We start from the raw sequence: 25,945 nt of genomic DNA, 5'->3' as shown, positions 1-25,945 counted from the left end.
TAAATGGAATAATGAGAAGAGAAGATTTGGAATACTGGAATACGGTGTTGGGCGAAACGTATGAATCGGATGGATTTTATACGGACAGGCCGAGGGTGACGCCGTTGAGGGAAAGAACACAGACGTATATCGACCTCGGTACGGGCGGAGGCGATTTCGCTTCAGATGGGAAGTGGCCCTTTGCTGTCAGCTTCGCCGCGGCCGTCAGCTTTGTGATGTCTAAAAACCTGATGAAGAACGATGTCATGATCGGTCTGTCGGCAGGAAAAGAAAATCAAAAGGGAGCGGCGCTTACAGGATATGTGGCAAATCTGTCGGCGGATATGCAGGTTGCGGAATTGAAGCGACAGATCGCAGCCAGGAGGGAAGAAGCGCTGAACCACAGCGAAACTTTCAGCGAAGCTCTCGAGCATTTTGAAATGAAGGGAAACGAATACGTCCCGGGGCTGAAGACAATAATACGGGAGGATGGGCTCTATCCGGAAGCGCAGGATACGTATGATGCCGATGTGGTGTTTTACTTATGCAGCGAGAAGGGGAGCGTCAGATGCGGTTTTGCAGAAGAACTGTATGACGAAGGCACGATCGACAGCATCGCTTCGCAGATAAGAAAATTCATGGCCTGTGACGGCAGTGCGAGGCTGTCCGAAGTGGAGGTGCTGTCAGACAGCGAGATCCAAAGGATAAAAGGGATGGAGCATGGCGAGCCGCATGGCTGTATCAGCGGGACGGTAATAGATGTCATGAGAGAGCACGCAGTTGCTTACGCTTCCAATACGGCCGTCGAGGAAGGAGATGTCAGGCTCACATATCGTGAATTTGACGAAAGGACTAATCAGGTCGCGCAGAAGCTGTACAGCCATCTGGGGGTGAGAGACGGATATGTCGGAGTGTATATGGATAACTGCATAGATCAGGCCGTGGCGATCGTGGGGATCCAGAAGGCAGGTTGTGCGTACATTCCGATAGATGAAGAGCTTCCGGCAGAGAGAACGAGACAGATCATAGAGGATGCGGATGTTTCGGTGGTCTTTTGCCTTGAGAAAAACATGGCAGAGCTCTTGAAGCTTCAACAGGCATGCGCAAATCTCAGGGAAATCATATGCATGGACAGCAGCGGATACAGGACGGAGGAGCTTTCGAAACAGCCGGTCGGTGCAGTCGTAGGCCCTGAAGATACAGCGTATGCGATATACACATCGGGGACGACGGGAAAGCCCAAAGGCGTGGCGGTGTCCCACGGGGCTCTGATGGAACTCTGCAGCAGCAGCGATATATACGATATAGATGAAACAAGCAGAAGTCTGCGTTACGTCAAAGTGGGATTCGATCCGTCGGTACTGGAAGTATTCCCTTTCTGGATGAGGGGAGCTGCGGTAGTCAATATGCCCGGAGAGCTGAGAACCGATCTGGACGGCCTCAGCGATTTCATGCGTGAAAAGCGCATCACGCATGTGACCTTGCCTACCCAGGTATGCGAGCAGATGCAGGGATATGACAATGAGTTTCTGAAGGTGATGATCACAGGAGGAGATAAGCTTAAAGCCTTCAGGAAAACAAGCCCGTACAGGCTCCTCAACAATTACGGGCCGACGGAGAATACGGTGTCCACCACTATATTCGAAGTGGACAGGGGGTATAAGAGCATACCGATCGGAAGACCTTTTGGCAATACGGCGGTATACATCGTAGATCAGTACGGAAGGAGGCAGGCGGAAGGCGTCCCGGGGGAACTGTGGATCGGCGGCGGCAGGCTTGCCGAGGGATATATCAATAACAGAGAGCTTACAGACAGCGTATTCTTTTCCAGCGACCTTCTGGAGGAGAAAAGAGTCTATCGTTCCGGGGATATCGCAAGATGGCTTCCCGACGGAAACCTCGACTTTGCGGGAAGGATCGACAATCAGGTGAAGATTTCCGCTTTTCGTATCGAGACGGAAGAAGTCGAAGCGGTGATGTCCGCAATCGGGGGCGTTGAAAGCACGGTGGTCAGCGCGATCTCCGGAAACGACGGACAGAAGGCTCTGTGCGCCTACTATACCGGGAATCCGGAGCTGTCTGAAGCATGGCTGAGAGATGAACTGAAAAGAACGCTGCCTCCGTATATGATACCGAAATATTTCGTACATCTGCAGGAAATACCTCTCACCCTCAACGGCAAGATAGACTACAGAAAGCTCCCGGTTCCCGGCATCCGCGCTTCCGAGCTGCTCAAACCGGAAAACGAGCGGGAAGAGAAAATGTGGAGGCTGTGGAGAGATGTACTTGGGACTGACAAATTCGGCGTTACGGACGATTTCTTCCAGGCAGGCGGCAATTCGATTCAGGCCATGAGGCTGATTTCGGAGTGGAACAGGAGCGGAGAGCCTGCGATCGCTTTTTCCGAGATGACGGCGGAGCCATCGGTAAGGGCCATGTGCATGAAAATCGCAGAGAGAGCGCACAATGACGAAACGCCGGAAGGCGACGAGCGACGTGTTCCCGCCCTCGATCTCAAAGAGAGATACGAGCCTTTCAACCTCAGTCAGATGCAGCAGGCCTATTTCGTCGGAAGGAGAGGGGAAATGCACCTGGGGCAGGTGCCGACCCACAGCTATATCGAATTCACATGCGAAGACTACGACTCTTCGAGATTTCTCTGCGCCGTAAAAAAGCTGATGGAGCGTCACGATATGCTCCATGCGAGATTTCTCGAAGACGGAAGGCAGTTCGTCATGGAACATTACGATGTCAGGATCGATGAGGAAGATCTGTCTTCCCTGCCGCAGGAAGAGCAGCAGCGCAGAGTCGAGGAAATCCGCAGAGAGATGAGCGGCATGGCGAGGGACTGTTTCAGGGAATCCCTCGTGACTGTAAGGGTCTCGCTTCTGGGAGGCGAAAGAGCTCTGATACACTTTTACTCCGATGGTCTCATTATCGACGGATGGAGCCTGGAATTGCTCATGCGCGACATGGAGTATTTTTACGAAGACATTGCGCGTGACATGCCGGATACTCCGCTTCTGTTCAGAAACTACGTGGAATTTATGGAGAGCAGAAGGCATACGGCTGAATACAGGAAAAGCGAGGCTTTCTGGCTGAAAAAAATCCCGGAGCTTCCGGAGGCGCCTGCGCTTCCGATGAAGCAGACGGGAAAAGGCGCAGAGACCATAGAAGTGTGCAAGCATACGGGGACCCTGTCGAAGGATGAGTGGAACAGGTTTGAAGCCGCGTGCAGGAAATTCGGGTTCACGTCCTTTACAGGCCTTCTGACTGCATTCGGAGAGGTGGTCGGAGCCTGGAGCAAAAAAAAGGATTTCTGCATCAACGTGCCGACCTTTAACAGGATGGCAGCCGGAGGAATGGCGGACAATACGGTGGGAGAGTGCGCCTCCTTTTTCCTGTTCGCTATGGAGCACAGCAGGAGCAGCTTCATAGAAAAAGCTGAGAGAAACCGGAGAGAGCTGGCGCTGCTCATGGAACACGACAGCTATACGGGGATAGACGTGCAGAGAAAGATCTCACAGATGAAGGGCAGCGTAGGGGATTATTCGATCCCCGTGGTATTTACAAGTCTGCTTGACATTCCGGCGGTGGAGCAGAAGCACTTCAAAAAGACCTTTGTCATGACCCATACGAGTCAGGTATGGATAGATGCCGTCGCGCAGTACTGCAATGACCGGATAGAGTTCAGCTGGGACTGCGTCGATAACCTGTTTGAAGACGGGGTGGCGGAGAATATGGTCAGGGCCTTCGTATCGCGGCTGAAGCAGCTTGGCGAAAGGGAGGAAGCGTGGCACGAGGCGGCGGGGCTCGATGTACCGGAAGCCAGAGAGGCCGCGGAACGCATCAATAACGTGAGGATGGATTTGGGAAACATGACACTGGGCCAACTGCTGGCGGAGGGAAGGCGAAAATTCGGGAGCCGTATCGCTGCGGTCCAGGGCAATGATGCGTTGACATACGACATGTTCTACGACCTCGTAAGGGGGCATGCGGCTGAGATGAAAAGGGCAGGGGTTAAGCCCGGCGATGTCGTCGCCATCGCGATAGAAAAAAGCTTCGATCAACTGGCTGCGACGGTAGCAGCCGTCATGACGGGAGCGGTCTATCTGCCGCTGGACGTGCATCTGAACGAAGAGAGGATCAGATATTGCATCGAGGAGGCGGGAAGCAAGGCGGCGGTATTCGACAGTGACACGAAGCATCTGATGAAGAACATTTCGGAGAATGTCCGCAGTTACAATGCTGATGAAGCGACGCCGCCGGATGGCGGGTGCGAACTGCACGTTGAAAGCAGGACCATGGACGACCTTTTCTGCATCATATACACTTCCGGCTCCACAGGAAGGCCTAAAGGAGTGATGATACAGCAGCGAGGCCTCATAAACGCCCTGCTTTACACGAACAGATACTATGACGTGACGGAGGACGATAAGGTGCTGACAGTGACGAATCTCAGTCACGATATGTCCATGTACGATCTGTTCGGGATGCTCATAGCGGGAGGGTGCATAGTGCTGCCTGATAAAAGGGATGTCAAGAATCCGAAGCACTGGATAGAGCTGATAAACCGTCACGGCGTATCGATCTGGAACAGCGCTCCGGCTCTGATGGAAATGATGCTGGAGATAATGAGCCTCGAAAACATCTCGGGCCTGCAGACCGTACGCCTCGCCATAATGGGAGGGGACGTCATGCGGAAGACTGTTCCGGCGTCGCTGTGGAAGCACAATCCCGACATGAAGGTTGTAAACGTAGGAGGCCCCACGGAAACGACCCTCTGGAACATTCACCATGAAGTTACGAGAGAGGACCTGGAGAGAAACAGGATACCTTACGGCCTCCCTATGGCCAATACGAAATACTATATTCTGAACGAGATCCTCGAAATATGCCCTGTGTATACGGAAGGGATCATGTATGTGGAAGGCGTCGGCGTGACCAGAGGGTATCTCAATGATGAGGAACAGACGGCGGCAAAGTATATAACGAACCCGTATACGGGCAACCGCATGTACTGCACGGGAGATGTGGGCAGATATCTGGAATCGGGAGAAATAGATATCATCGGAAGGGATGATCTCCAGATAAAGATAAACGGAAAGAGAATAGAACTCGAAGAGATAGAGCAGGTCGTATATGAGAACAAAGACATCGCCTTTGCCGCCGCGGTGCTGCTGCGGGAGGAAAATGCAATATCCCTGTACTGCAGATGCATCTCGGATATCAGGGAGGAGGATGTCAGAAAGGAACTGGAGAAGAAGCTTCCCGACTACATGCTGCCAAAGTACATCACCTTCATAGAGAGCGTTCCCCTCAGCAGAAACGGCAAGGTGGACAGAAAGGCTCTCGCGCAGATAAGGATAAGCAATGCTGCGGCTGAAGTCACTCGTGATGACGAATACGTCACCGACGGGGAGCGGAAGCTGATCGCATTGTATAACAGGGTCATCGGAACACAGCGGACGATGCCGGAGAGCAATTTCTTCTCTCTGGGAGGGGATTCTCTTAAAGCCATAAAGCTCCTGTACGAGGTAAACAGCGAATTCAATACGGCGCTCACCCTTACGGACATATTCAACAATCCGTCGGTACGGGGGCTGGCCTCATATATACAGACGATATCAGAGGAAGATATGGATAAGCTGACGATCCGCAAATGCCAGGATACCGGCGGCATACCTCTCGGACTGGCCCAGGAGGGAATATGGTTTGTGAACAGGAGCGTAGAGGATCAGGACTGCGGTCAGAGATACAACCTGGTCGGCAGCATGGAGATCGGGGCATCGCTGGATGTTGAAAACTTCGCAGAAGCGATAAATAAAACCGTGGACTGCTGCCGGGGGCTGAGAGCCGAAATATACGAAGACGACTACAGGCCGTATCAGCGAACGGTGGATGAACTGACGATAGATCTGACGTGCGAAGACAGGAGCGGAGAATCTGCGGAAGATGTAAGGCGCAGTTTTGAAGACGAGGAGATGCGCCGCAGGTATGTCCTGGAAAAAGCTCCGCTGTTTAACTTCCGGCTTGGCAGGGCGGAAGAAGGGATATACGTATTCACGATGGGTATACATCATATCCTCGTCGATGCCTATTCGGTAAACCTCATCCTCAGGAAGATAAAGGAGATATACTTCGATCTGGAAGAAGGGCGAAACCGGGAATATGCAGAAGACGTCTCGTTTCAGGACTTCGCCTCGTGGCAGACAGACGCGTACCGGGATGGCCTTTTTGACGGGGATATAGATTACTGGAAGGAAAAGCTTGCCGGGGAACTGACGCGCATAGAGCTCTCGGAGACGGAGCTGAGCACATGGGATCACTTTGAAGGCGGCGTCTGCGATCTGCCGCTTGACGCAGACGAGCTGAGCAGGCTTAAGGAATTGTGCAGCAATATGGAAATGACGGTATTCGCGGGTCTTACCACGATATATTACATGTTTCTGGCGTGGCTCTGCGGCGCGGATGACATATGTCTGGGCTCGGCATCTTCGGGACGTGTCCGCAGCGAAATAAGGAGTACCGTGGGAAATTTCGCCAATGTGCTGCTGCTGAGGACAACGGTGAGGCCTGACGACAGCTTTTCCTCGCTGGCGCGGAGAGTCAAAGAGACTATGGACGGGGCATATGCTCATCAGTCGCTGCCTTTCGAGAAAGTGGCGGAAAGAGCATGCCTGAGTTATGAGTACCGCGATTTGCCCTATAAACTTCTCATCGACTATATAGATCTGGAGGACGACAGCAGGCGCGGGATATTCGGCGATTTTGAGTATACGCGGCAGCTTTCGGCAGCGGATCTGGATCTGTTCATTCAATCTGTGAACGATGAGTTTCAGTTCCAGTTTTACTATAAGAAAAGACTCTTTGCCGAGGATGAGATAGAGGAGTTTGCCGGGCTGATTCAGGACATATTGAGCGCTGCGGTCGAGGCGCCGGATAAGCCATGGAATGATTACGATTTGTAAAGGGGAGGCGTAGATTTGAAGATTATATACAACGGTGAAACGGTAACGGCATTTGAACTGAAAAAAATGACGGATAGTTATAAGAGGACCATCGAGGATTTTTACAGCGAGCATCCTCAGCAGTCGTGCAGGAAGATAGGAATATCGGTTCCGGATCCGGTGTCATGGATAGCGGCAGCCTTTGCAGTTTTTCAGTCGGGCGCCGTCCTCTGCCCCGTCGACAGCACGGCGGGAAAGCTGCTCAGGGAAAGAGAAGCGGCTCTCTTTGAGCCGGATATGATCATCGCTGAGGAAAGGACAGCGGGAGCCTGTGAAGATCAGGGAGGAGCGGCGGATTTCAGAGCAGGCGATTTTTTCGTCGATATGGAAGGGCGTGCGGTGAAAATCCACGGCAGCAGAATCGAAGGCTGGATGGACTTTAACCGCGAAACGCTGAAGCTGCATGGAAAAAAGGCCGTCGTTGTAATCGGCAGCGAGACAGATCTGGCGGGGATGATGTGGATACATGCATGCCTCAATTACGATGAAATCGTGATAATAAATGAGATACGGCAGATAGAGGATGCTGACGCGTGGTTCATGCCGGAAAGATACATCTGTGAGCTTGTGGAAAAAGGCTGGCTGCAGCAGTGCAGCGCAGTTACCTTCGGAGAAGAAGAGGTGATGCTGGAAGAGGTCAGAGATTTTCTCGTCGCCGCCAATGTGCAATGGTATAACTATTTCGGTTTTCCCGATAAATTGTGGCTGAGCGCATGCAGAGAGATACTGGTTACGGGAGAGGCCGTAAAGGCGCATGAAATCCGCCCGACAGACGGAGAAAAGCTTTGCATAGAAAACGAAGATGGAGGCAGACAGGGCAGCAGGATTCCGGGAATCGTCGCCTGTGGATCGGCGGAAGGAAGCGGGACCGGCATATACAGAGGCATCCTGCAGGAGGACGGCAGGATATATGTGCTTGGCAGAAGGACACCGGGAGTGTACTGCAACGGCGTATACGTGCGCAGGTGCGAAATAGAAGACAGCCTTTTGGATATGGACACCGTTGCCGACTTTGCAGTCGAAGGAAAGAGCGTATATTATTCGGAAAAGGATATAACGCCTCCGAAGCTTCTGGAAGCCGGGCTGAAAGAACGGCTGCCTGCACAATTGTTTCCGCTGGACTTCTACAAGGTGCCATATATTCCAAGAGAGCGCAGCGGTGCGGCAGACATCAGAAGGCTCTCGGCCATGGCGGTAAAAGCAGACTTCGATATAAGGGATATTTCAGGCGAGACAGACGAGCTGCACTGCGCTGTCAACGTGGCATTCGAGAACAGAGATCAGGGCATGGCGGAATTCGAACGTTGTCTCGCGCCGGAAACCGGCGTGGAGCAGTCATCTGAGGATGCTGTTGTAGACAGGGGAACGCTCAGCTACGAGGACCTCTGTGCTGCATCTCTCACCGAGCTTTTAAAGCTGAGAAAGAACAGCAGTCAGAAGCTCATATATGTAGATGACAGCGGCGAAAGAGAACAGACGTATTCCCAGCTCTATGACAGGGCGAGGCTGATCGCCGGCAGCCTGCGGAGCATGGGACTTGTTCCGGGCAGCAAGCTGGTGCTGCAGCTGACGGATAACAAGGCGTATATAGAAGCTTTCTGGGGCTGCATGCTGGCCGGGATCGTACCTGCACCGCTGGCGGTCCTCGACGATTACGGCACGACGAACCTGAATACCGATAAGCTGCAGAATATATGCAGGCTGCTCGAGAATCCGTTCATACTGACATCGGAAGGACTCAGACCTGCCATAGAGAAGCTTTACGGCGCGGTCATCTGTTTTGAGGATCTCGAGGGAGGAGAGCCTATTGCAGAAAGCGATATGTACGACTGGGGATGGGAGGAGACTACACTGCTGCTGTTCACATCCGGAAGCACAGGACTGCCAAAGGGCGTAATGCTTACGCAGAAAAACATATTCGCCAGAACGCTGGGTGAAATCGCGCTCTACGGTTTTGATAAGACCCTTGTAGACGTCAACTGGATGACCCTTACCCACGCGGCGGGACTGGTGTGGACAAATGTGAGAGATATATATCTGGACTGCTTCCAGGTACAGGTCAAGCCTGAATATATACTCGGCGAGCCTCTGGAGTGGATAGAGCTTCTGAGCCGTTACAGAGCCAATGTAACCTGGGCGCCAAACTTCGCCTTTTCCATGATAAACGAAGAAGCGGATGACGACGTTCATTACGATTGGGATCTGTCAGAACTGAAATACGTGTTTGCGACTGCCGAAGCGAATGTCAGCAAGACGCTTCGCGGCTTTCTGAAAAAGCTGAGGCCTTACGGGCTGCCGCAGGATGCGGTCAAGCCGTGCTTTGGCATGACGGAAACGGCATCGGTCAATATATATTACGACGGATTCGCATACGATACCACCAGCGATAACGATGAATTCGTGCCGATAGGAACACCTGTGGAAGGCCACGCGTTCCGTATCGTCGACGACGAGGGAAACGTATGCAGGAAGGGGCAGACAGGCCATATTCAGGAAAGAGGCGATACGGTAATGCCCGGATACTATGAGAATCCGGAGGTAAACGCGGAGAGCTTTACACCGGACGGCTACTTTATTACCGGGGATTTGGGCTATATAGAAGGCGATGTGGTGACGCTTACGGGGAGAGAGAAGGATATCATCATCATCAACGGGCTCAATTACTATGTCCAGGATATCGAAAGCGTAGTTGATGAGCTGCCGGAGGTCCACGCGTCGTACACGGTAGCGACATCCGTTCAGAATTCAAAGTCAGAGGAAGAGATCCTCATACTCTTTACTCCTCAGGATGAGGATATCATGGAGGACAACGGGGCGCTCCATTCGTTGACAGGTGCGATCAAGAGAGCCGTAAGGGAAAAGTGCAATATTTTCCCTACGTATGTCATTCCCGTACCGTCAGGCAGGTCCATAAGGACGGAGCTGGGCAAGAAGCAGCGGAACAAATACAGACAGGCCTTCTACAGAGGCGAATACGACGATATGATACAGCAGCTCGGCATGGGCAAGAGGACATCTCAGAGCGTACTTGTCGAGACGTGGTATCCGCAGCCGGTGAAAGGCATCATCGAAGAAAATACGCCGTGCAGCGCGATCACGGAATCCGAAAGCAGCGTTCCCGAGGAAATTTTAGACATGATACCGCAGGAGCTTCGTATCGAATTCGATGGAGCGGATACGCCGACGGCGGAAACTGAAGTTCTGGTGGACTTTCTGGCGCTGGAGGCGGATGGCGACTCTGTTTCCGTGGAAGATTTTGCGGTGAAGGCTGCGGCTCATGCCAGAATGTGGGCAAAGCAGCAGAAGGTGCGGAGGATCATCGTGCCTGCGAAGCATATGCACATGCTGGAAGGAGATATCGCATGGGATAAGAAATGCGGCGTGCTGCGCGGACTGATAAAGAGCTTTAACATAGAGTTCCCCGAGAAGAGATGCAGGACGGTGGATTTTGATGAGATAGATACGAAGCTGCTGATGGATGAAATATGCTGTCGGGATACGGAAGAGGAGACGGCATATCGCAGAGGTCTGCGGTACGCAGCTTATTTCAGAACAGCGGAACCCGCGGCAGATAAAACAGAAGATGATGACTGGAACGGCAGGCTCTGCATGATCACCGGAGGAATGGGCGGCATCGGGCGAAACCTGGCTCAGCATCTCGTCAGGAATTACGATATGGACCTGATCCTGACAGGCCGGTCTGCGCTGGATGACGAAAAGAAGCTCTGGATGGAGGAGATGAAGGAGTTTTCCGGAAGGATCCTGTATGTGGAGTCGGACGTTTCCGATTATGAGGAATTGAAACGCGCCGTAACCCAGGGGGAAGATGAGCTCGGCAGAAAGGCAACGCTGTTCTTCCATCTGGCAGGTCAGATATCCGCTTCAGAGGACGACACGGATCACTGGTCGAATTTTGAAGAACACAGGATCTTAAATGAGTCGGATCACAGCATTCTCCAGGTCATGGCGGGGAAGGCCGCAGGAACCGAGAACATATGCAGGATAGCGGATGAGAGGGAAGGGTCGCAGACGTATGTGTTCGGATCCGTGAACGGATATTTCGGAGGGGCGTCGCTGGCATCCTATTCCATGGGGAACAGCTTTGCGGAAGCGTACTGCAGATTCCGGAACAGCGCCGGCAGGAATGTGAGATGCTTTAACTGGAGCAACTGGAAGGAAACAGGCATAAGCGCGAGGATACCTGATGCGGTGATAAAGGCATCTGCGAGGAGCGGATTCGAAAGTGCGGAGACGCAGGATTACATAGGATATCTGGAAACCCTGAGGCACTATGATCTGCCTGATGTATGGATAGGGGTGGATATACACAGCAGAAACTATCAGAGCAGGATCGTAGGCGAATATGAAAAGGTCCTCGACATTTTCTATACTGAAGCATTGTCGCAGGAAAGCAAAGAGCGCATAGCGGCGAGGGCAGACCATGATGTGAAGATACAGTACAGAAAGGTGAAGTCCATACCGGTCACAGGAGGAACGGAGGGATATACGGACTTCAAGACTCTGTACAGGGATGCTCTGAGCATAGAAGGGGCCGGCAACAACGAAGTCATGTCGGATGAAATGAAGCAGCTTTCGGAGATATGGAAGGACGTGCTGAAGGTGTCGTCTGTAGCTCCGGGCGACGACTTCTTTGACCTGGGCGGCAACTCCATACTGATATCGAAGCTGAGCATAAGGATCATGAAGCATTTCGACGTAAACATATCGTTTCAGGATCTTCTGGAAAACAGCACTCTGAGAGCGCTGGCGGAAAAGATAGCCTCCGGCAGACAGGAGAAGGGGCAGCTCGCCTTTACGACCGATAAAAACGTCATCGAAGAAGATGCTGTGCTGAGAGTCCCTGTCGAGAGCATGCTGAGAAAAACCGCGGAATATGACGACGAAGGGAGCATAATGCTGACAGGCGTCACAGGCTTTCTCGGAGCCTTTATCAGCGTTTCGCTCCTGAAGCACACGGACAGGAATATCGTTCTGATGGTGCGTGCGGAAGACAGGGAGAAGGCCGCGGCCAGGGTGGCACAGACTCTGTCGACATACGGCCTCGGAGAATTCAGCAGAAGCAGCAGGTTTGAATTCATCTGCGGAGACATTACGAAGGATCAGTTCGGTCTGAAGGCGGAAGAATACAGGGAGCTGGCTGCGAAAGTCAGCACGGTATATCATTCCGCGGCAGATGTGAATTTTGTTTCGCCCTACAGGAATGTAGCGGAGACGAATGTGGACGGAACGAGGCGCATCCTCAGGTTTGCAGCCACCGAAAGGAGGAAGTCCGTTCATCACATATCGTCTTACGTGGTATATTATGCGCCGGAAAAACAGGAACGCCCTCTTGACGAACGGAGCCGGCTCACGCTGGAGCAGCCCCTGGGGAATGCGTACAACGAGACTAAATGGGCGGCGGATGCGATGTGCGGGCAGGCGGCCGAAGAAGGGCTGGAGTGCGTAAGGTACAGGATAGGAACAGCTACGGGAGACACTGGCGGCGGGCACTGCCAGATAAGGGACTTCTTCTGGATCCTGATAAAGATATGTCTGAGGCTGAGAAAAGTCCCTCTGGTCGATATGAGGTTCAATCTCATCCCCGTCGACATAATGGCGGATGCCATCGTGGGGCTTTCGATGAAACCGTACAGGACGGGTGAAGATGCATATACGCTGGGATTTGACGATATAAGCATCGACGCGGTAGTAGGATGGCTCAGGACGATAGACGAGGATATGGAGTGCACCAGCTATGAGCTGTGGATAGAAGCTCTCAGAAAGTACGCGGAGAACACGCAGGATACGGCCATACTGTCTGCGCTTTCCGTATTCACCGACAGGATAGAGTGGGAGGAGCCGGAAGTGGATGATTCCCATACGGCAGATACGATGAAGGCCCTGGGACTGACGAGGCAGACCATGGACCTGGACAATTTCACACGGACTTATGGTTATTTGGAGAGGACAGGATTTTTTGACTAGAGGAGCGAGGTGATACATATGAACACGAAGGAGGCCATGCAGATCCTCTTTTCCGAAAACCTCGGGAGAGAGCATGTGGACGAAAACGAAAATATATTCGATCTGGGCGGCAACTCCCTGATGATCTACAGGATATGCCAGCAGGCAAAGGAACGGTTCAGGATACAGATAAAGCCCATCGAGCTGATGATGTATCCGAGTATAAACAAGATCGCCGAACAGCTTGACAGGCCGCCGGAAGCAGACGGCGCTGCGGGAAGCGACGATTCGGGCAGGAACGCGGTGAGGAGAAGGAGACGCAGAAATGACAGATAATACGAACTGTAATTACGATGTGGCAATAGTCGGCATGTCTGCCAGGTACCCGAAATCGCCTGACATACATGCCTTCTGGGAAAATCTTAAAAGAGGAGCCGACTGCATCACGAGAGAGCCGGATAAAAACGATCAGAATTACGTCGCGGCATACGGAAAAGTCGACGACATAGACAGATTCGATGCGGATTTTTTCAGGATGAATCAGCGGGAAGCTCTGATTACGGATCCGCAGCAGCGGTTTCTCATGGAAGGCATATATGAAGCGCTGGAGGACGCAGGCTATGACAGCCTGCGGTATCAGGGGAGGATAGGGCTTTACACCAGCTGTGACGAGCATCTCTACGTGTGGAACTGCATTCACCAGGAGCAGGGGAGCTGGTATACGAATTATCAGCTCTCGAAGATATATGCGGACGGCACCTTCAATACGCAGATAGCGTACAAGCTGAACCTTCAGGGGCCGGCAGTGCTGTTCAAATACGCCTGCGCATCTTCGCTGGCGGCGGTGCATTATGCGTATCAGGGACTGATTAACTTTGAGTGCGATATGGCAGTGACTGGCGGCGTGAGCATCGAGCCTGAACAGGAGGGGTACTGGTGCCTGGATGCCACCGCGTCGAGAAGCGGGTACACCAGGACCTTCGATGAAAGCGCCGACGGATTCGTCCCGGGTGGAGGGCAGGGGGTCATAATCCTCAAGCGGGCGGAGGATGCCATTAAAGATCACGACCACATATATGCGGTCATCAAGAGTACCAATGTGAATAACGACGGCAACCGCAAGGCCGGGCTTCCGGCACCAAGCGTGCAGGGACAGGAGGAGGCGATCCTGGATGCGATGGATCTGGCAGAGGTGACGGCCGATGATATAGATTATTTTGAGTCTCACGGCACGGCCACGGTCCTGGGAGATTCGGTGGAACTCAGGGCGCTGAAAAGCGCATTGAGAGACAGGACATCTCAGGACAAAGTGTATATAGGTTCGGTTAAACCCAACATAGGGCATACCAATGTGGCTTCGGGCATCGCCAACGTGATAAAGGTGGCGCTGATGATGCACCATGGCAGCCTGGTGCCGTCGATTTACTTCGATAAGCCCAATGACGAGCTGGAGGGCGATGACGTTCCGCTGAAAGTGGCCGATTGCGTGATGCCGTGGCCGGGAAAGAACAAACGTGCGACAGCGGGAGTGAGCGCCTTCGGGCTGGGTGGTGCAAACGCCATTGCGATCATGAGCCGGGCGCCTGAAAAGGAAGCGTCCACGACTTCCGCTTCCGGAGATTATGTGTTCGTCGTAAGTGGAAAGACCCAGAAGGCGCTTTCCGATAACTGTGAGAATCTGCTGAAGCATGTGGAAAAGAACGCCGTGAATCCGGAAGATATGGCATATACGCTCCAGGTGGGGCGGGGAGAGCATCAGTACAGGAGGAGCTTCGTGGCCGGAACGGCGGAAGGCCTTGCAGAAGCGCTGCGCAGACACAGGAACGGCAGAAGATCCTCCGCGGGCGGTAAAATCGTGTTCGTCTTTTCAGGAGCGGGAAGCCAGGGGCTTTCCATGGGAAGGGGCTGCTATGAAAAATTTGCCGCATTTCGCGATGCTGCGGACGAGTGCTTTGATATTGCGGAAAAGGCCCTCGGCGAAAGTCTCAGAGATGATTTTCTGAATTACGGCGGCGATGAAAGCAGTCTTAAAGAGAATCCCCGGAAGGGAATGGTCCTCACGTTCATACTGGGATACGCGCTGGCCGGCCTGTGGAAATCCTTCGGAGTGGGGCCGGATCTGATCATGGGACACAGCCTGGGAGAATACATAGGAGCCTGCGTGGCCGGGGTTTTCAGCGCAGAAGATGCGATAGGCCTGATCGTGAGAAGGGCAGAGCTGTTTCAGAAGCTGCCTGGGGGCCGCATGTTCAATGTGGCGGCAGGAAGGGAGGATATTGAGAAGCTCCTCGTGGAAGGGGTATCTGTAGGAGCTGTAAACGGAAGCAGAAGGGTAACGCTTTCCGGAAGCAGCGAAGATATGGAAAAGATGGCGGCAATACTCGAGGAGAAGGGGATCGCATATTCTCAGCTGGGGGTGAACAGGGCAGGTCACTGCGACACCGTCAACACGATCAGAGAAGATTTCAGGCGGGCGCTGGAGGATGTCAGGTTTTCGGCTGCCGAAACACCACTGTTCTCCACATATCTGGCGGCGCCGGCAGAAGACGGCGCGATGGAAAGCTGTGAATACTGGCTCGATCAGATGAGCGGCCCGGTGCTGTTCTACGATTCCGTGGAGCAGCTGGCAAAGGAAGACGACATATGCTTTGTCGAGATCGGAGCATCGAACCAGATGAGCATGCTGATAAGAAAAAGCCTGGACAGAAACCGCAGGCAGTACGCATTTTCTTCACTTGCAGAAGTAAAAAAAGGCGGCGATGTCACATCGTTCCTCACTGCGGTCGGAAATGTGTGGGAAACGGGAAGGAGCATCATCTGGGATGAGCTTTATGAATCGCAGCCGTACAGAGTTTCGCTTCCCACATATGCGTTCCAGAGAAAGTCCTTCTGGAGATACAGGAAGATAAACCACAGAGGCGATTCCTTTGAACTGCAGGATGACATCGGGGCAGCGCAGACGGCGGAAGCGGAAAAGGCCGCTCAAAACGACTGGCGCAACGATATGGACAAGACCGTCGGGATGATTTTTCAGGAAGTTCTCGCAATACCGCACATAAGCATATATGAAGACCTGTACGAGCTGGGATTTGACTCTCTTTCGACGCTGCTCATATCTTCCAGGATAGAGATGATCACAGGCGAAAAGATATCCTTAAACGAGATGTACAGCGTGACGACGATACAGGAGATATCGGATATCCTTTCGGCAAAGGTATCGGGAAAAAATGTTTCCGATATCAGCAGATCTCACGAAAAAGGTGAGACGCAGACTCCTGTGGAAGAACGCAAATCGATAGATGATCTGTTTGAAGATTTATAGGAGAGTTTAATGAGCGGCATATTGACAAAGGATAACGTTTCGGAGATCCGCGATGTTCTGGAAAAAGCGGGCATTGAGAACGAGATAAAAGTGTTGTACGAGGATATCGCTGACGGCGGATTCGGGCAGGCTGCAGCGGGCCGTCGGCGTAAGGAGAGCAAAGAGACGGGGATCTTAGGAGATGCGAAAGCTTTTGTTTCAGGAGGAAAGCTGGATTGGAATACCCTAAGGGAAAGAAACCTTGTTGAGCTGTTTCGCAGCAGGAGAAAAAGCAGGAATAAACTGTATTATTACGAAATGGACTCCGCAGAGGAAGAAACATACGGACAGCTTTTCGACGATTCGAGGAGCACCGCAGGGCTTCTCAGGGCGTCGGGAATAAGTCCGGGGTCAAAGGTCATCATGCTGATACCCTATAAGAAAATGTTTCTCCAGACCTTTTGGGCGTGTATGTTTGCAGGCGCTGTCCCGGCTCTGCTGGAGATACCGGATCAGTTCGACGGCAAAAGCATGGCGTCCGACAAGCTGTATCATATATGGCAGCTCCTTGACAGACCGGTGATCCTGACAACGGGGCAGATCGCGTCAGGGCTGGAGAAAACGGGCAGGTATTACGGGGGTGTCGCTTTCGATACTGTGGATGTGGACTGCTCCGGCTGCGACAGGCCCCTTGACGGCAGCGAGCTGTATTCGTGGAGCATGGATGAGACGAGCGTTTTTTTCTTCACTTCCGGAAGCACGGGCGTGCCGAAGGCCGTCGAGCTGACGCAGCGCAATATCTTTGCAAGGACGCTGGGGGAAATACAGAGGTTCGGCCTTACGGACAGGGATGTCGACTGCAACTGGATGACATTTACACATGCTGCAGGGCTGATATGGTCGCACATACGTGACCTGTACCTCGATATCCCGCAGGTGCAGGCCCAGTCCGGGTACGTGCTCAAGTCGCCCCTGAGGTGGATAGAACTTCTGAGCCATCATAAGGCCACTGTGACGTGGGCTCCTAATTTTGCCTATTCCCTTGTGCAGGAGCAGGCGAAAGCTGCGGAGGAAACGGAAAAAGACGATTGGGATCTGTCTTCGCTGCGCCTTGCGTTTTCCGGAGGAGAGGCCAATGTAAGCAGGACACTGCGCGGTTTTCTCAAAACCTTTGAGCCCTATGGTCTCAGAAACGGCGCGGTCATCCCTGCTTTCGGCATGACGGAAACGTCATCCTGCATAACGTATTATGAGGATTTTTCCCTCGAAAGCAGCTCGGATTCGGACGAGTTCATCCCTGTGGGATATCCTATGGCGGGAATCGAGATAAGAGTGCGCGGCAGTGACGGGGCGCTTTGCGGGGAATGTGAAACAGGCAGCGTAGAGCTCAGAGGCGAGACCGTTACGAAGGGGTATTATCACAATGAGAAGGCCAATGAAGAGTCCTTTACGGAGGACGGATGGCTCATCACAGGAGATCTGGGATATATCGAAAACGGGCAGCTGGTGCTCACAGGGCGGCAGAAGGATGTGATCATCGTAAATGGACTCAATTACTATGTTCAGGACTTCGAAGCCGCGGTGGATGAGCTGGAAGGCGTGAAAAGCTCGTATACGGTAGCCGCATCCGTCCGCAATGAAGACGGCGCGGAAACAATACTGGTGTTCTTCTGCCCTCAGGATGAGAGCCTGCTGGAAACGTCGGATGTACACAGGCTGCGTCAGCTATGCAGCAGAGTGAGAGGGAAGATCCGCAGGAGCTGCAGAATAGACCCTAAATACGTCATTCCCATTTCCGCGGATGAGAGCAGGAGGACCAATATAGGCAAAAAGCAGAGAAATTATTACCGCGAAAAGTTTAAAGACGGCGAGTATGACACCCTGATAGAAAGGCTGGGCGAGAAGAAAAGCAGGTATTTTACGGAACAGCTATGGGTGCCCTGCCAATTGACCAGTGGTGACAGGGGAAAAAATGTCCTTGTAAACAGAAAATTCCTGAGATACCGCCAGCATGATGCAGGAAAGACGGATATCCGTCAAATATGCACCATACTCCGTTCAGAGCTTGCGGCGGCGGAAGGCAGCGGAGCCGATGAAGTGATATTCATCACGGAAAACAGCATATCTGCCGGCATGGAGACGAGTTTCAACGTCAACTGGGGATGCATGTGGGGCGCGTTGAGTTCGTTCAATCTCGAGCATCAGGACGTGAAGGTGCGGATGATCGATTTTGATCAGGCGGATGAAAAGCTCATCTCTGCAGAGCAGTATGCAGAGGATTTTGAGGTGGTGACCGTCTACAGAAAGGGCGTGAGATATCTGCCGCGGATAAGGACGATGCCCGTTGCTGATACCGACAGAAGGATGCGCAGGATCGAGGCCGGCGATATAGTCATGATCGCTGGCGGTCTTGGAGGAATAGGAAGCCTCGTATCGGAATATCTTCTCGAGGAAAAGCAGGCAAGGCTGCTGATAACAGGTTCTTCGCCGGCAGAGGCGCATGCGGATGCGCTGCACAGACTTCAGGAGATATCGGACGATATCATGTACTGTACTGCAGACGTCCGCGATTTTGGCGCACTTATGAAGGCTGCGGCACAGGCTGAGAAAAGGTGGAGCGGGAATATAGCCTGCATTTTCGACTTTGCAGGAAAACTCAGCGCCGATGAAGAGAGCGCCGGATATTTTTCCGATATTGTGAGACATACCATCGTGAATGAAAAGCTGAGTGCATATGAGCTGTTGTCAGAGATAAGGCTCAAAGGGACTTACAACCTGGCAAAGGTGAGCGAAAGCCGGAAGGCCGATCTGTGGATCTTCTACTCGATAACTTCCCAGTTTGGAGGGACTTCCATAGGTGCATATGCAGCAGCGAACGCCTGGCAGGAGCAGTATGGGCGCTTTCTGGCTTCGTCCGGAGACAATATCAACACCGTCGGCATGAGCATGTGGAAACAGACCGGAATGAACAGCGATGCGCAGGCGAGCGAGGCGTCTTCCCGAAACAGAGGCTTTCTCGAGCTTGAGAGAGAGGAAGGAGTAGAATACATCGCATTTGCCGTAGAGACGGGGGCGGGAAATCCCCTGATAGGTATCGACCGCAACGCGGAGCCGATGAGACGCATATGTCTGGATGAATACGCGATCCATTACCTGGTCCAGGTAGCTTCCGAAGAAGACAGAGCTGCTGTGGAGAAAATCATGTCGGACGAGCTTTCCCGTTGGAACGGCAGGATATCATGCAGCGTCAACAGGATCCCTTTTGCGGCGCAGGATGAAAAGGATGAAGAACTTGAGAACAGAATAAGGTGCATATGGGAAGAGGTTCTGGGAGTGAAAGACATCGGCAGGTCCGACAGCATATTTGATCTGGGAGGAAATTCCCTGAGCATATACGGAATCGCCAGCAGAATGACAGACGAGCTGGATGTGTCGGTAAAGCCTGTGGATCTCATGACGTATACGAGCATTTCGGAGCTGGCCGCGCATATTGCGGAGGATAAATCCGGAAAGGACGCAGAGGACATGTATTCAGGGCAGGCAAGACGAGGCTTTGGCAGGAAAGAACACATGGAGTCCGCAAGGGACAGGAGCAACAGGCGAAAATGCAGAAACCCGGGGGACAGATAGCAATGGATATAATCGAAAAGTACCGATCGCTTACAGAGGAAAAGAAAAAGATCGCAATAGAGAGGATAAACGCCAGCGGAGCGGAGTATGGAATATACCCGCTGTCAAAGCAGCAGCAGGGAGTGTGGTGGTCATACTGTCTTGAAAAGGAAGGGGAGAACCCGTACTACAATATAATGTTCCGGATCAATATGAAGAACAGCGTAGACTGCCAGGCCTGCAGGGATGCCGTCATGAAGACCGTGGAGGATCACGATGTGTTTCGTTACAGATTCGCTGAACTCGACGGGAACGTATATCAGTATACAGACAGAGAAGGGCAGATCTCATTCGAATATCTGGATGAGTCGCAGGCCGGGACGGAAGAAGATGTGAGGATAAAGAAAGACGAGTTCATACGAAGGCCCTTTGATCTGAGGAGAGAGCTGCCTGCGCGCTTTATGCTGATCCGGAAAAATGCAGATGAAGCGCTGCTTCTCGTATCGATCCACCATATCATATGCGACGGATGGTCGGCAGGCGTCTTTCTGAAACAGTTTTTTACGTATCTCGACAGACGGGAACAGAAGGTGAAGCGTTATGAGCCATACAGCAGCTTTGTACTGGCAAACGGTTCAGAAGAGGCAGGAGAGAGATATGGGGAAAACTATGAATTCTGGAAAGGAATTTTAAGAGGCAGAGAGGATGTCCTGGAGGCGCCGACGGTGTTTCCGCGGAAAGGAAAGCTATCGCAGACGGCGAGGCCTTTCAAAGCGATGGTGGATGATGACCTGAGCAGCAGAGTTCACGATGCGGCAAGGGAAAAGGGCACCGCGGTCCACGCGCTGCTGCTGTCGGTATACAGCCTGCTGATATGGAGATATACAGGCAGCACGTCATTCATTACAGGGACGCCGCTGGCAGGACGGGAAGACCCGAAATACATGGAGACGATCGGTGATTTTGCCACCACCGTGGCGCTGCCGGTCGACATAGACCCCGACGACACGTACGAACAGCACCTGAAAAAGACGCAGGACACGCTCTTTGCAGGAATAGAGCATCAGAATATAACCCTGAGCGATCTGTATGAAGCTGCGGAAATAAAGAGGAGGGACGGAGTCAATCCACTGTTCCAGATCTCCTTCGCAGTTCAGAGCAGGAGCCTTCTCGGCGTGTCTTCGGGAGAAGCGATCAGCATAGGAGGCACCGAGTACACCGTCGAAACGATTGAGGAAAGGGAAAATGAGGACTTCAGATATGATTTCTGCTTTACCGTATATGACAGTCCGGACAGAATAGAACTGGAGTTTTTATACAACGAAGCTCTGTATGATGAAGCGAGGATGAAAACCCTGATGAATGTATATACGCTCATGCTCAGACAGGTTCTTGAAGCCCCGGATATAAAGGTAAGGGACTTAAAGCTGACGACGAAGCAGGCTGATATGAAGCCCGGGGAGATCGCAGTCACAGATGAGGCCGGACGACGGCTTCCGGACGGGTTTGAAGGCAGCATCGTGATGATGGGAGAGAACGGTCTCGAAGATACAGGTCAGTACGGATGCATAACGGAAGATGGTCAGCTCAGGATAAATGAAGATAAGTCGGATGCAGTGGATATAGACGGGCATAGGGTTTCGCTCAGCGAGCTCAATGAGACTGTACGTGAAGCCCTCGACGTTCCCGATGCGCGCTGCGTGTTCGTAAAAGCGGAAGGGCTTTCAAAGGGCGGCTACGTGATCCTCAGCAGCGGGACGGAGGCAGATATCGGAACGCTGCCTGTAAAACCGCTGGCGGTGATGACGAGGGATCGATGGGAACGGGAAGGCGCAAGGGAAAATATCTTAAAGGCGGCGGAAATCAGAGAACATATTTTAAAGGAAGAAGGCGTCACAGCTGTCGAGATAGCGGAGGCACATGACGGAAGGTTCGGGGTAGTGTTCTGCACCGGATCGGATATGCCGCTGCCTGACGATGCGATAGAGGATATAAGGCATGCCGTAAGAAACGAAAACGTTCCCATAGGCTTCAGGCCGGGAGGTTCGCACGGGGAGGGCATACGGTTTTATACCGCGCGCAGGAGAAGCGCTGACGAGGATAAGATCTACAGTATATGGAGCGATATCCTGGGGTCGGATGATTTCTCGATATACGATAAATTCTTCGAAGCGGGAGGAAACTCGATGCTGGCTGTCAAGCTGTTTCAGAGGCTGAACAGCGAGTTTGACAGAGATATAAATATAGCTGCGCTGTTTTCATGCAATACGATCCAGGAGCAGGCCGCGTATTTTAAGGAGGAGGCCGGCGATGCTTCTTCAGGGGAAACAGAAGGCGTAAGTTTTTAGGAAAGGATATGAGATTATGCATAATTTTGAACCGATTGCAGTTATTGGAATGAGCGGTCGCTTTCCCATGGCGGAAGACGCATACGATCTTGACCGAATCCTCTCCGGCAGAGTCGACGCCGTGCGTCCCATGAGCGAAGAACGCAGGGCGCTGTTTGGGATTCCGGATGAGCTGGCTGTGAAGAGCAGGGCATATCTCGATGGAATAGAATATTTCGATCACGAGTTTTTCAACATTTCAAAGCACGAAGCAGTCCTTATGGACCCTCAGAACAGGATAGCGGCGGAACTGGCATGCGGCGCCGTGGAAGACAGCGGGTACAGCCTTTCGGAAATCAGGGGAAGCCGTACGGGAGTATATCTGGGAGCCCACAGCAGCAGATATGCCGACTGGCTCGATGATAACAGCGGGCTTTCCGTAATGGGGAATCTCAAGGACACTATGGCCGGAAGGATTTCCTATCTTCTGGATCTGAGAGCCGATGCTGCAGTGTTTGAAACGGCATGCTCATCTTCCTTATATGCCGTATATCACGGATGTATGCAGCTCAACGCAGGTGAATGCGATATGGCTCTCGCAGGCGGAGTCACTCTGGATCTTCAGCTATACGAAGATACGGGAGAAGATGACGGACTGTCGTCTCCGGACGGGCACTGCAGGGCTTTCGATCAGAGAGCAGACGGCATCAACGGCGGAGAAGGCGGAGGAATAGTATTTTTAAAGAGGCTTGCGGACGCGGAAAAGGATAATGATCCCATACTGGCGGTGATAAAATCGGCGGCGGCAAATCAGGACGGAGGCAGGTCAAACAGCGTGGCGGCGCCGAGCGGCGATGCGCAGAAGGAGCTGCTGCTCAGAACGTGGAAGAAAGGCGGCATAAATCCGGAGGAAATAGGCTATTACGAGGCCCACGGCACGGGGACGAAGCTGGGAGACCCTATAGAAATATCAGCGATCACGGATGCATGCAGGGAGTATACGGATGCGGTGAGCATCTGTCCCGTGGGGAGCCTGAAGACGAATTATGCACATATGGGCGCTGCTGCCGGAATTGCCAGCCTGATAAAGCTGATCGTATCGATGAAAAACGACAGACGATACCCGCTGAGGGATTTTCAGTCGCCAAATCCTTTCATCGATTTTGAACATTCCATGGTATACCCGGCCGTGGAAGAGGATTCGTGGCCGCGGGGGAGAAAGAAGCTGGGAGCGGTAAGCGCGTTCGGAATCAGCGGTACCAATGTGCATCTGATTATGGAAGAGTATGAGCGCGATGCTGACGAAGACAGGATGCCGGAAACATACCTGTTTACAGTAAGTGCAAAGACGGAAGATGGACTCCTCAGATACTGCAGCAGGATCGCGGAGTCTGCTGCCTCATGGGAAGCGTCGCTCGGATCTGTTTCCTACACACTGAACCGCGGAAGGGATGATTATGATTACAGGCGGGCCTTCAACGCGTCCGACCGCGATGAACTGATACGCAAGCTGTCCGATGTGGGAAAGGTTCAAAAGGCGGCGGCGCGCAGAGCAGTGCTGTTGTGCTCGAAGATATCCGATGAGGCGGAGCTTGAGTTTGCAGTGGACTTCGCCAGGTGCCTGCAGGAAAAAGGAGTATCCTTATGGAAGGTTATCGGAGCGGGAAAAGGCAACGCGGCGATGGCATGCATTACGGCTGGTGTGACTTTCGGAGAAGCTATCGAATCCATGAAAAGCAGAGACGACAGCTTCGACTGTGAAGGCTTCAAAAGCTACGTCGCCAAAATCCAGGAGCAGGAAGATATCATCTATATAGAGACGGGCGGAGAGGAAGTGCTGCTCCCGCATGTTGACAGCAGGAACAAGATCTTCGTTCCTGCTGCTGCGGGTGATCCGGAACGCGCTGTTGACCGCATACTGCCCTTTATCTATGAATGCGGGGCGGATATAGACTGGAGCAGATATTATGGATCCGGGGAGCACAGGCGCTGTCATCTGCCTACATATCCTTTCAGCAAGACCAAAGTGTGGCCGGGGAAGATGAAGTCCGTAAACGGAGCGGAGACAGGAGAGGAAGCGGCGGAGGATGAGGAACTGAGCGTTAAGGAGTTTCTGAGAAAGCTCTGGATGAGAGAGCTGGATATCGATTCGCTGAGAGATGATGAAGATGTGTTCGATCTCGGGGCCAATTCACTCATGGGGATGAATATCCTCAGCAGCATTGAGAAGAGATTCGGGATAGAGCTGGATTTCGACGTGATATTTGACTGCTGCACTGTAGAACTGCTTGAAGAACATATCTGCGGTATTCTGAACAGCTCCGAAGGCAAGGCGCATATGGAGGATATCGCTGACGTATACAGAATTCATCCGGCGGCAAGGCGTGAATGGATGCCGGTGTCGTACAATCAGCGGAGAATGCTGTTTCTCCTGGAGAGCATTCCGGACGGTTCCGTGTATAATATGCCCAATTTATTCCGCATAGAGGGCCCGGTCGATCCGGAAGCCTTCAGGGCATCGGTAGAACGTATAGCGGCGAATCATGAAATACTGCGCACTGTCTATAAAAAAGAGGATGGTGAGTATTATCAGAAGGTACGGGAGGATCACAGGATTCCGTTTCTGCATGAAGACAGGCCGGACGCAGGAGAGAGCGAGCTGATGAGGGAATTCGCGAAGGACTGCAGGTACTCGTTCCGTCTGGACGAAGAGCCGCCTGTAAGGCATCGCCTGATAAATGCGGGAGATTCGGCGTTCTGGTTCGTAAATGTACACCACATTGCGGCAGATGGCTGGTCCGTAGGCATATTCATGAAGGAATTCATCGAATACTACGAGGGGTATATGCAGGAAAAGGAGCTCAGACCGGAAATACCGGAGATACAGTATGCGGATTACTCTGCATGGGAAAACGGATTCCTTGAAGGGGAGGAAGCAGCGAAGCAGATGCGGTTTTGGAACGATGAACTGGACGGCTTTTCAGGCATTCTGAAATTCCCGACGGATAAGAAAAGGCCTTCGGCTCAGACCTTCAGCGGCAGCATCAAGCATTACAGCGTGCCGGAAAATCTCGTGGAGGAGCTGAGGCGATGGAGCAGAAAGCATGCTGTTTCGCTGTTCATGGTGCTTGAATCGGCATATGCACTGAACCTGTGCCTCTATACAGGGCAGACTGACATAGGTGTAGGCGTTCCCGTAGCAAATCGTACGCAGGCAGAAGCACAGGGCCTGATAGGGTTCTTCTCGAATACGGTGGTCATACGCAGCCGGATCGACAGACAGCAGACCCTTGAGGCTTTCATAGAGGCGAATGCAGAAAGGATCGCAGATGTATATCAGAACACGCAGCTTCCGTTTGAAGAAGTCGTGAGCAGGACGCAGTTTGAACGGCTTCCCGGCTTTTCGCCCCTGTTCCAGTATTCGTTCGTGATGCAGAATTACGGAAGGCAGGGAAAGACGCTTGAAGACATAGGCTTCGCACAGGTGGAGTCGCTGCTTCCGTCGACTTCACATTTTGAAATGACGTATAATTTAGTGGAGAAGGAAAATGAACTGGAAATCATGGCGGAATACAACACCGATCTGTTCTTTGAGAGTACGATAGATGATTTCACTGAACAGTATGTGAACATACTCTCTCAGATCGTCCATAGCCCGGAAGAGACAGCAGGAAGTCTGCAGCGGACAGAACCTGCGGATGACAGCGCTGACAGCGCAGATTCGTTCAGGTTTTACTGATGACACCGGGGGATAT

General features: G+C 52.5%; 7 protein-coding genes. All 7 read left to right on the top strand.

What is annotated here, in order from left to right; all coding sequences use genetic code 11:
- Window positions 1–11: 11 nt before the first annotated feature.
- Genes ACQY69_RS02585 through ACQY69_RS02555 form a run of 7 tightly spaced genes read left to right on the top strand, consistent with a single transcriptional unit; the run spans window position 12 to window position 25,929 of the window.
- The gene (locus tag ACQY69_RS02585) at window positions 12–6,950 is read left to right on the top strand and encodes an amino acid adenylation domain-containing protein (protein ID WP_428258377.1); all 6,939 of its coding nucleotides are present in this window, start codon (window positions 12–14) and stop codon (window positions 6,948–6,950) included.
- A gap of 15 nt (window positions 6,951–6,965) precedes the next feature.
- Window positions 6,966–12,974, top strand: coding sequence for a thioester reductase domain-containing protein (locus tag ACQY69_RS02580; RefSeq protein ID WP_428258375.1), 6,009 nt, complete (start codon window positions 6,966–6,968; stop codon window positions 12,972–12,974).
- Window positions 12,975–12,992: 18 nt separating this feature from the next.
- The gene (locus ACQY69_RS02575) at window positions 12,993–13,289 is read left to right on the top strand and encodes a phosphopantetheine-binding protein (protein ID WP_428258374.1); all 297 of its coding nucleotides are present in this window, start codon (window positions 12,993–12,995) and stop codon (window positions 13,287–13,289) included.
- Complete coding sequence (locus ACQY69_RS02570; RefSeq protein WP_428258372.1) at window positions 13,279–16,275, top strand: beta-ketoacyl synthase N-terminal-like domain-containing protein; 2,997 nt, start codon at window positions 13,279–13,281, stop codon at window positions 16,273–16,275. Before ACQY69_RS02575 ends, ACQY69_RS02570 begins: the two co-directional genes overlap by 11 nt.
- A 9-nt stretch (window positions 16,276–16,284) precedes the next feature.
- Window positions 16,285–19,884 carry an SDR family NAD(P)-dependent oxidoreductase gene (locus tag ACQY69_RS02565; RefSeq protein ID WP_428258370.1) on the top strand — a complete coding sequence of 1,200 codons (3,600 nt, stop codon included), beginning with the start codon at window positions 16,285–16,287 and terminating at the stop codon, window positions 19,882–19,884.
- Complete coding sequence (locus tag ACQY69_RS02560) at window positions 19,860–22,211, top strand: condensation domain-containing protein (RefSeq protein ID WP_428258368.1); 2,352 nt, start codon at window positions 19,860–19,862, stop codon at window positions 22,209–22,211. The genes ACQY69_RS02565 and ACQY69_RS02560 overlap by 25 nt, the downstream gene beginning before the upstream one ends.
- 16 nt (window positions 22,212–22,227) lie before the next feature.
- Window positions 22,228–25,929, top strand: a complete 3,702-nt coding sequence (locus ACQY69_RS02555; protein ID WP_428258367.1) for a condensation domain-containing protein — start codon at window positions 22,228–22,230, stop codon at window positions 25,927–25,929.
- Window positions 25,930–25,945 lie beyond the last annotated feature (16 nt).

Source organism: Gallibacter sp. Marseille-QA0791, from assembly GCF_965119705.1.
In the GTDB taxonomy this organism is placed as follows: domain Bacteria; phylum Bacillota; class Clostridia; order Peptostreptococcales; family Anaerovoracaceae; genus Lentihominibacter; species Lentihominibacter excrementipullorum.
Note: the sequence above shows the minus strand (reverse complement) of the source record. Positions and strands in the feature narration are given on the sequence as shown.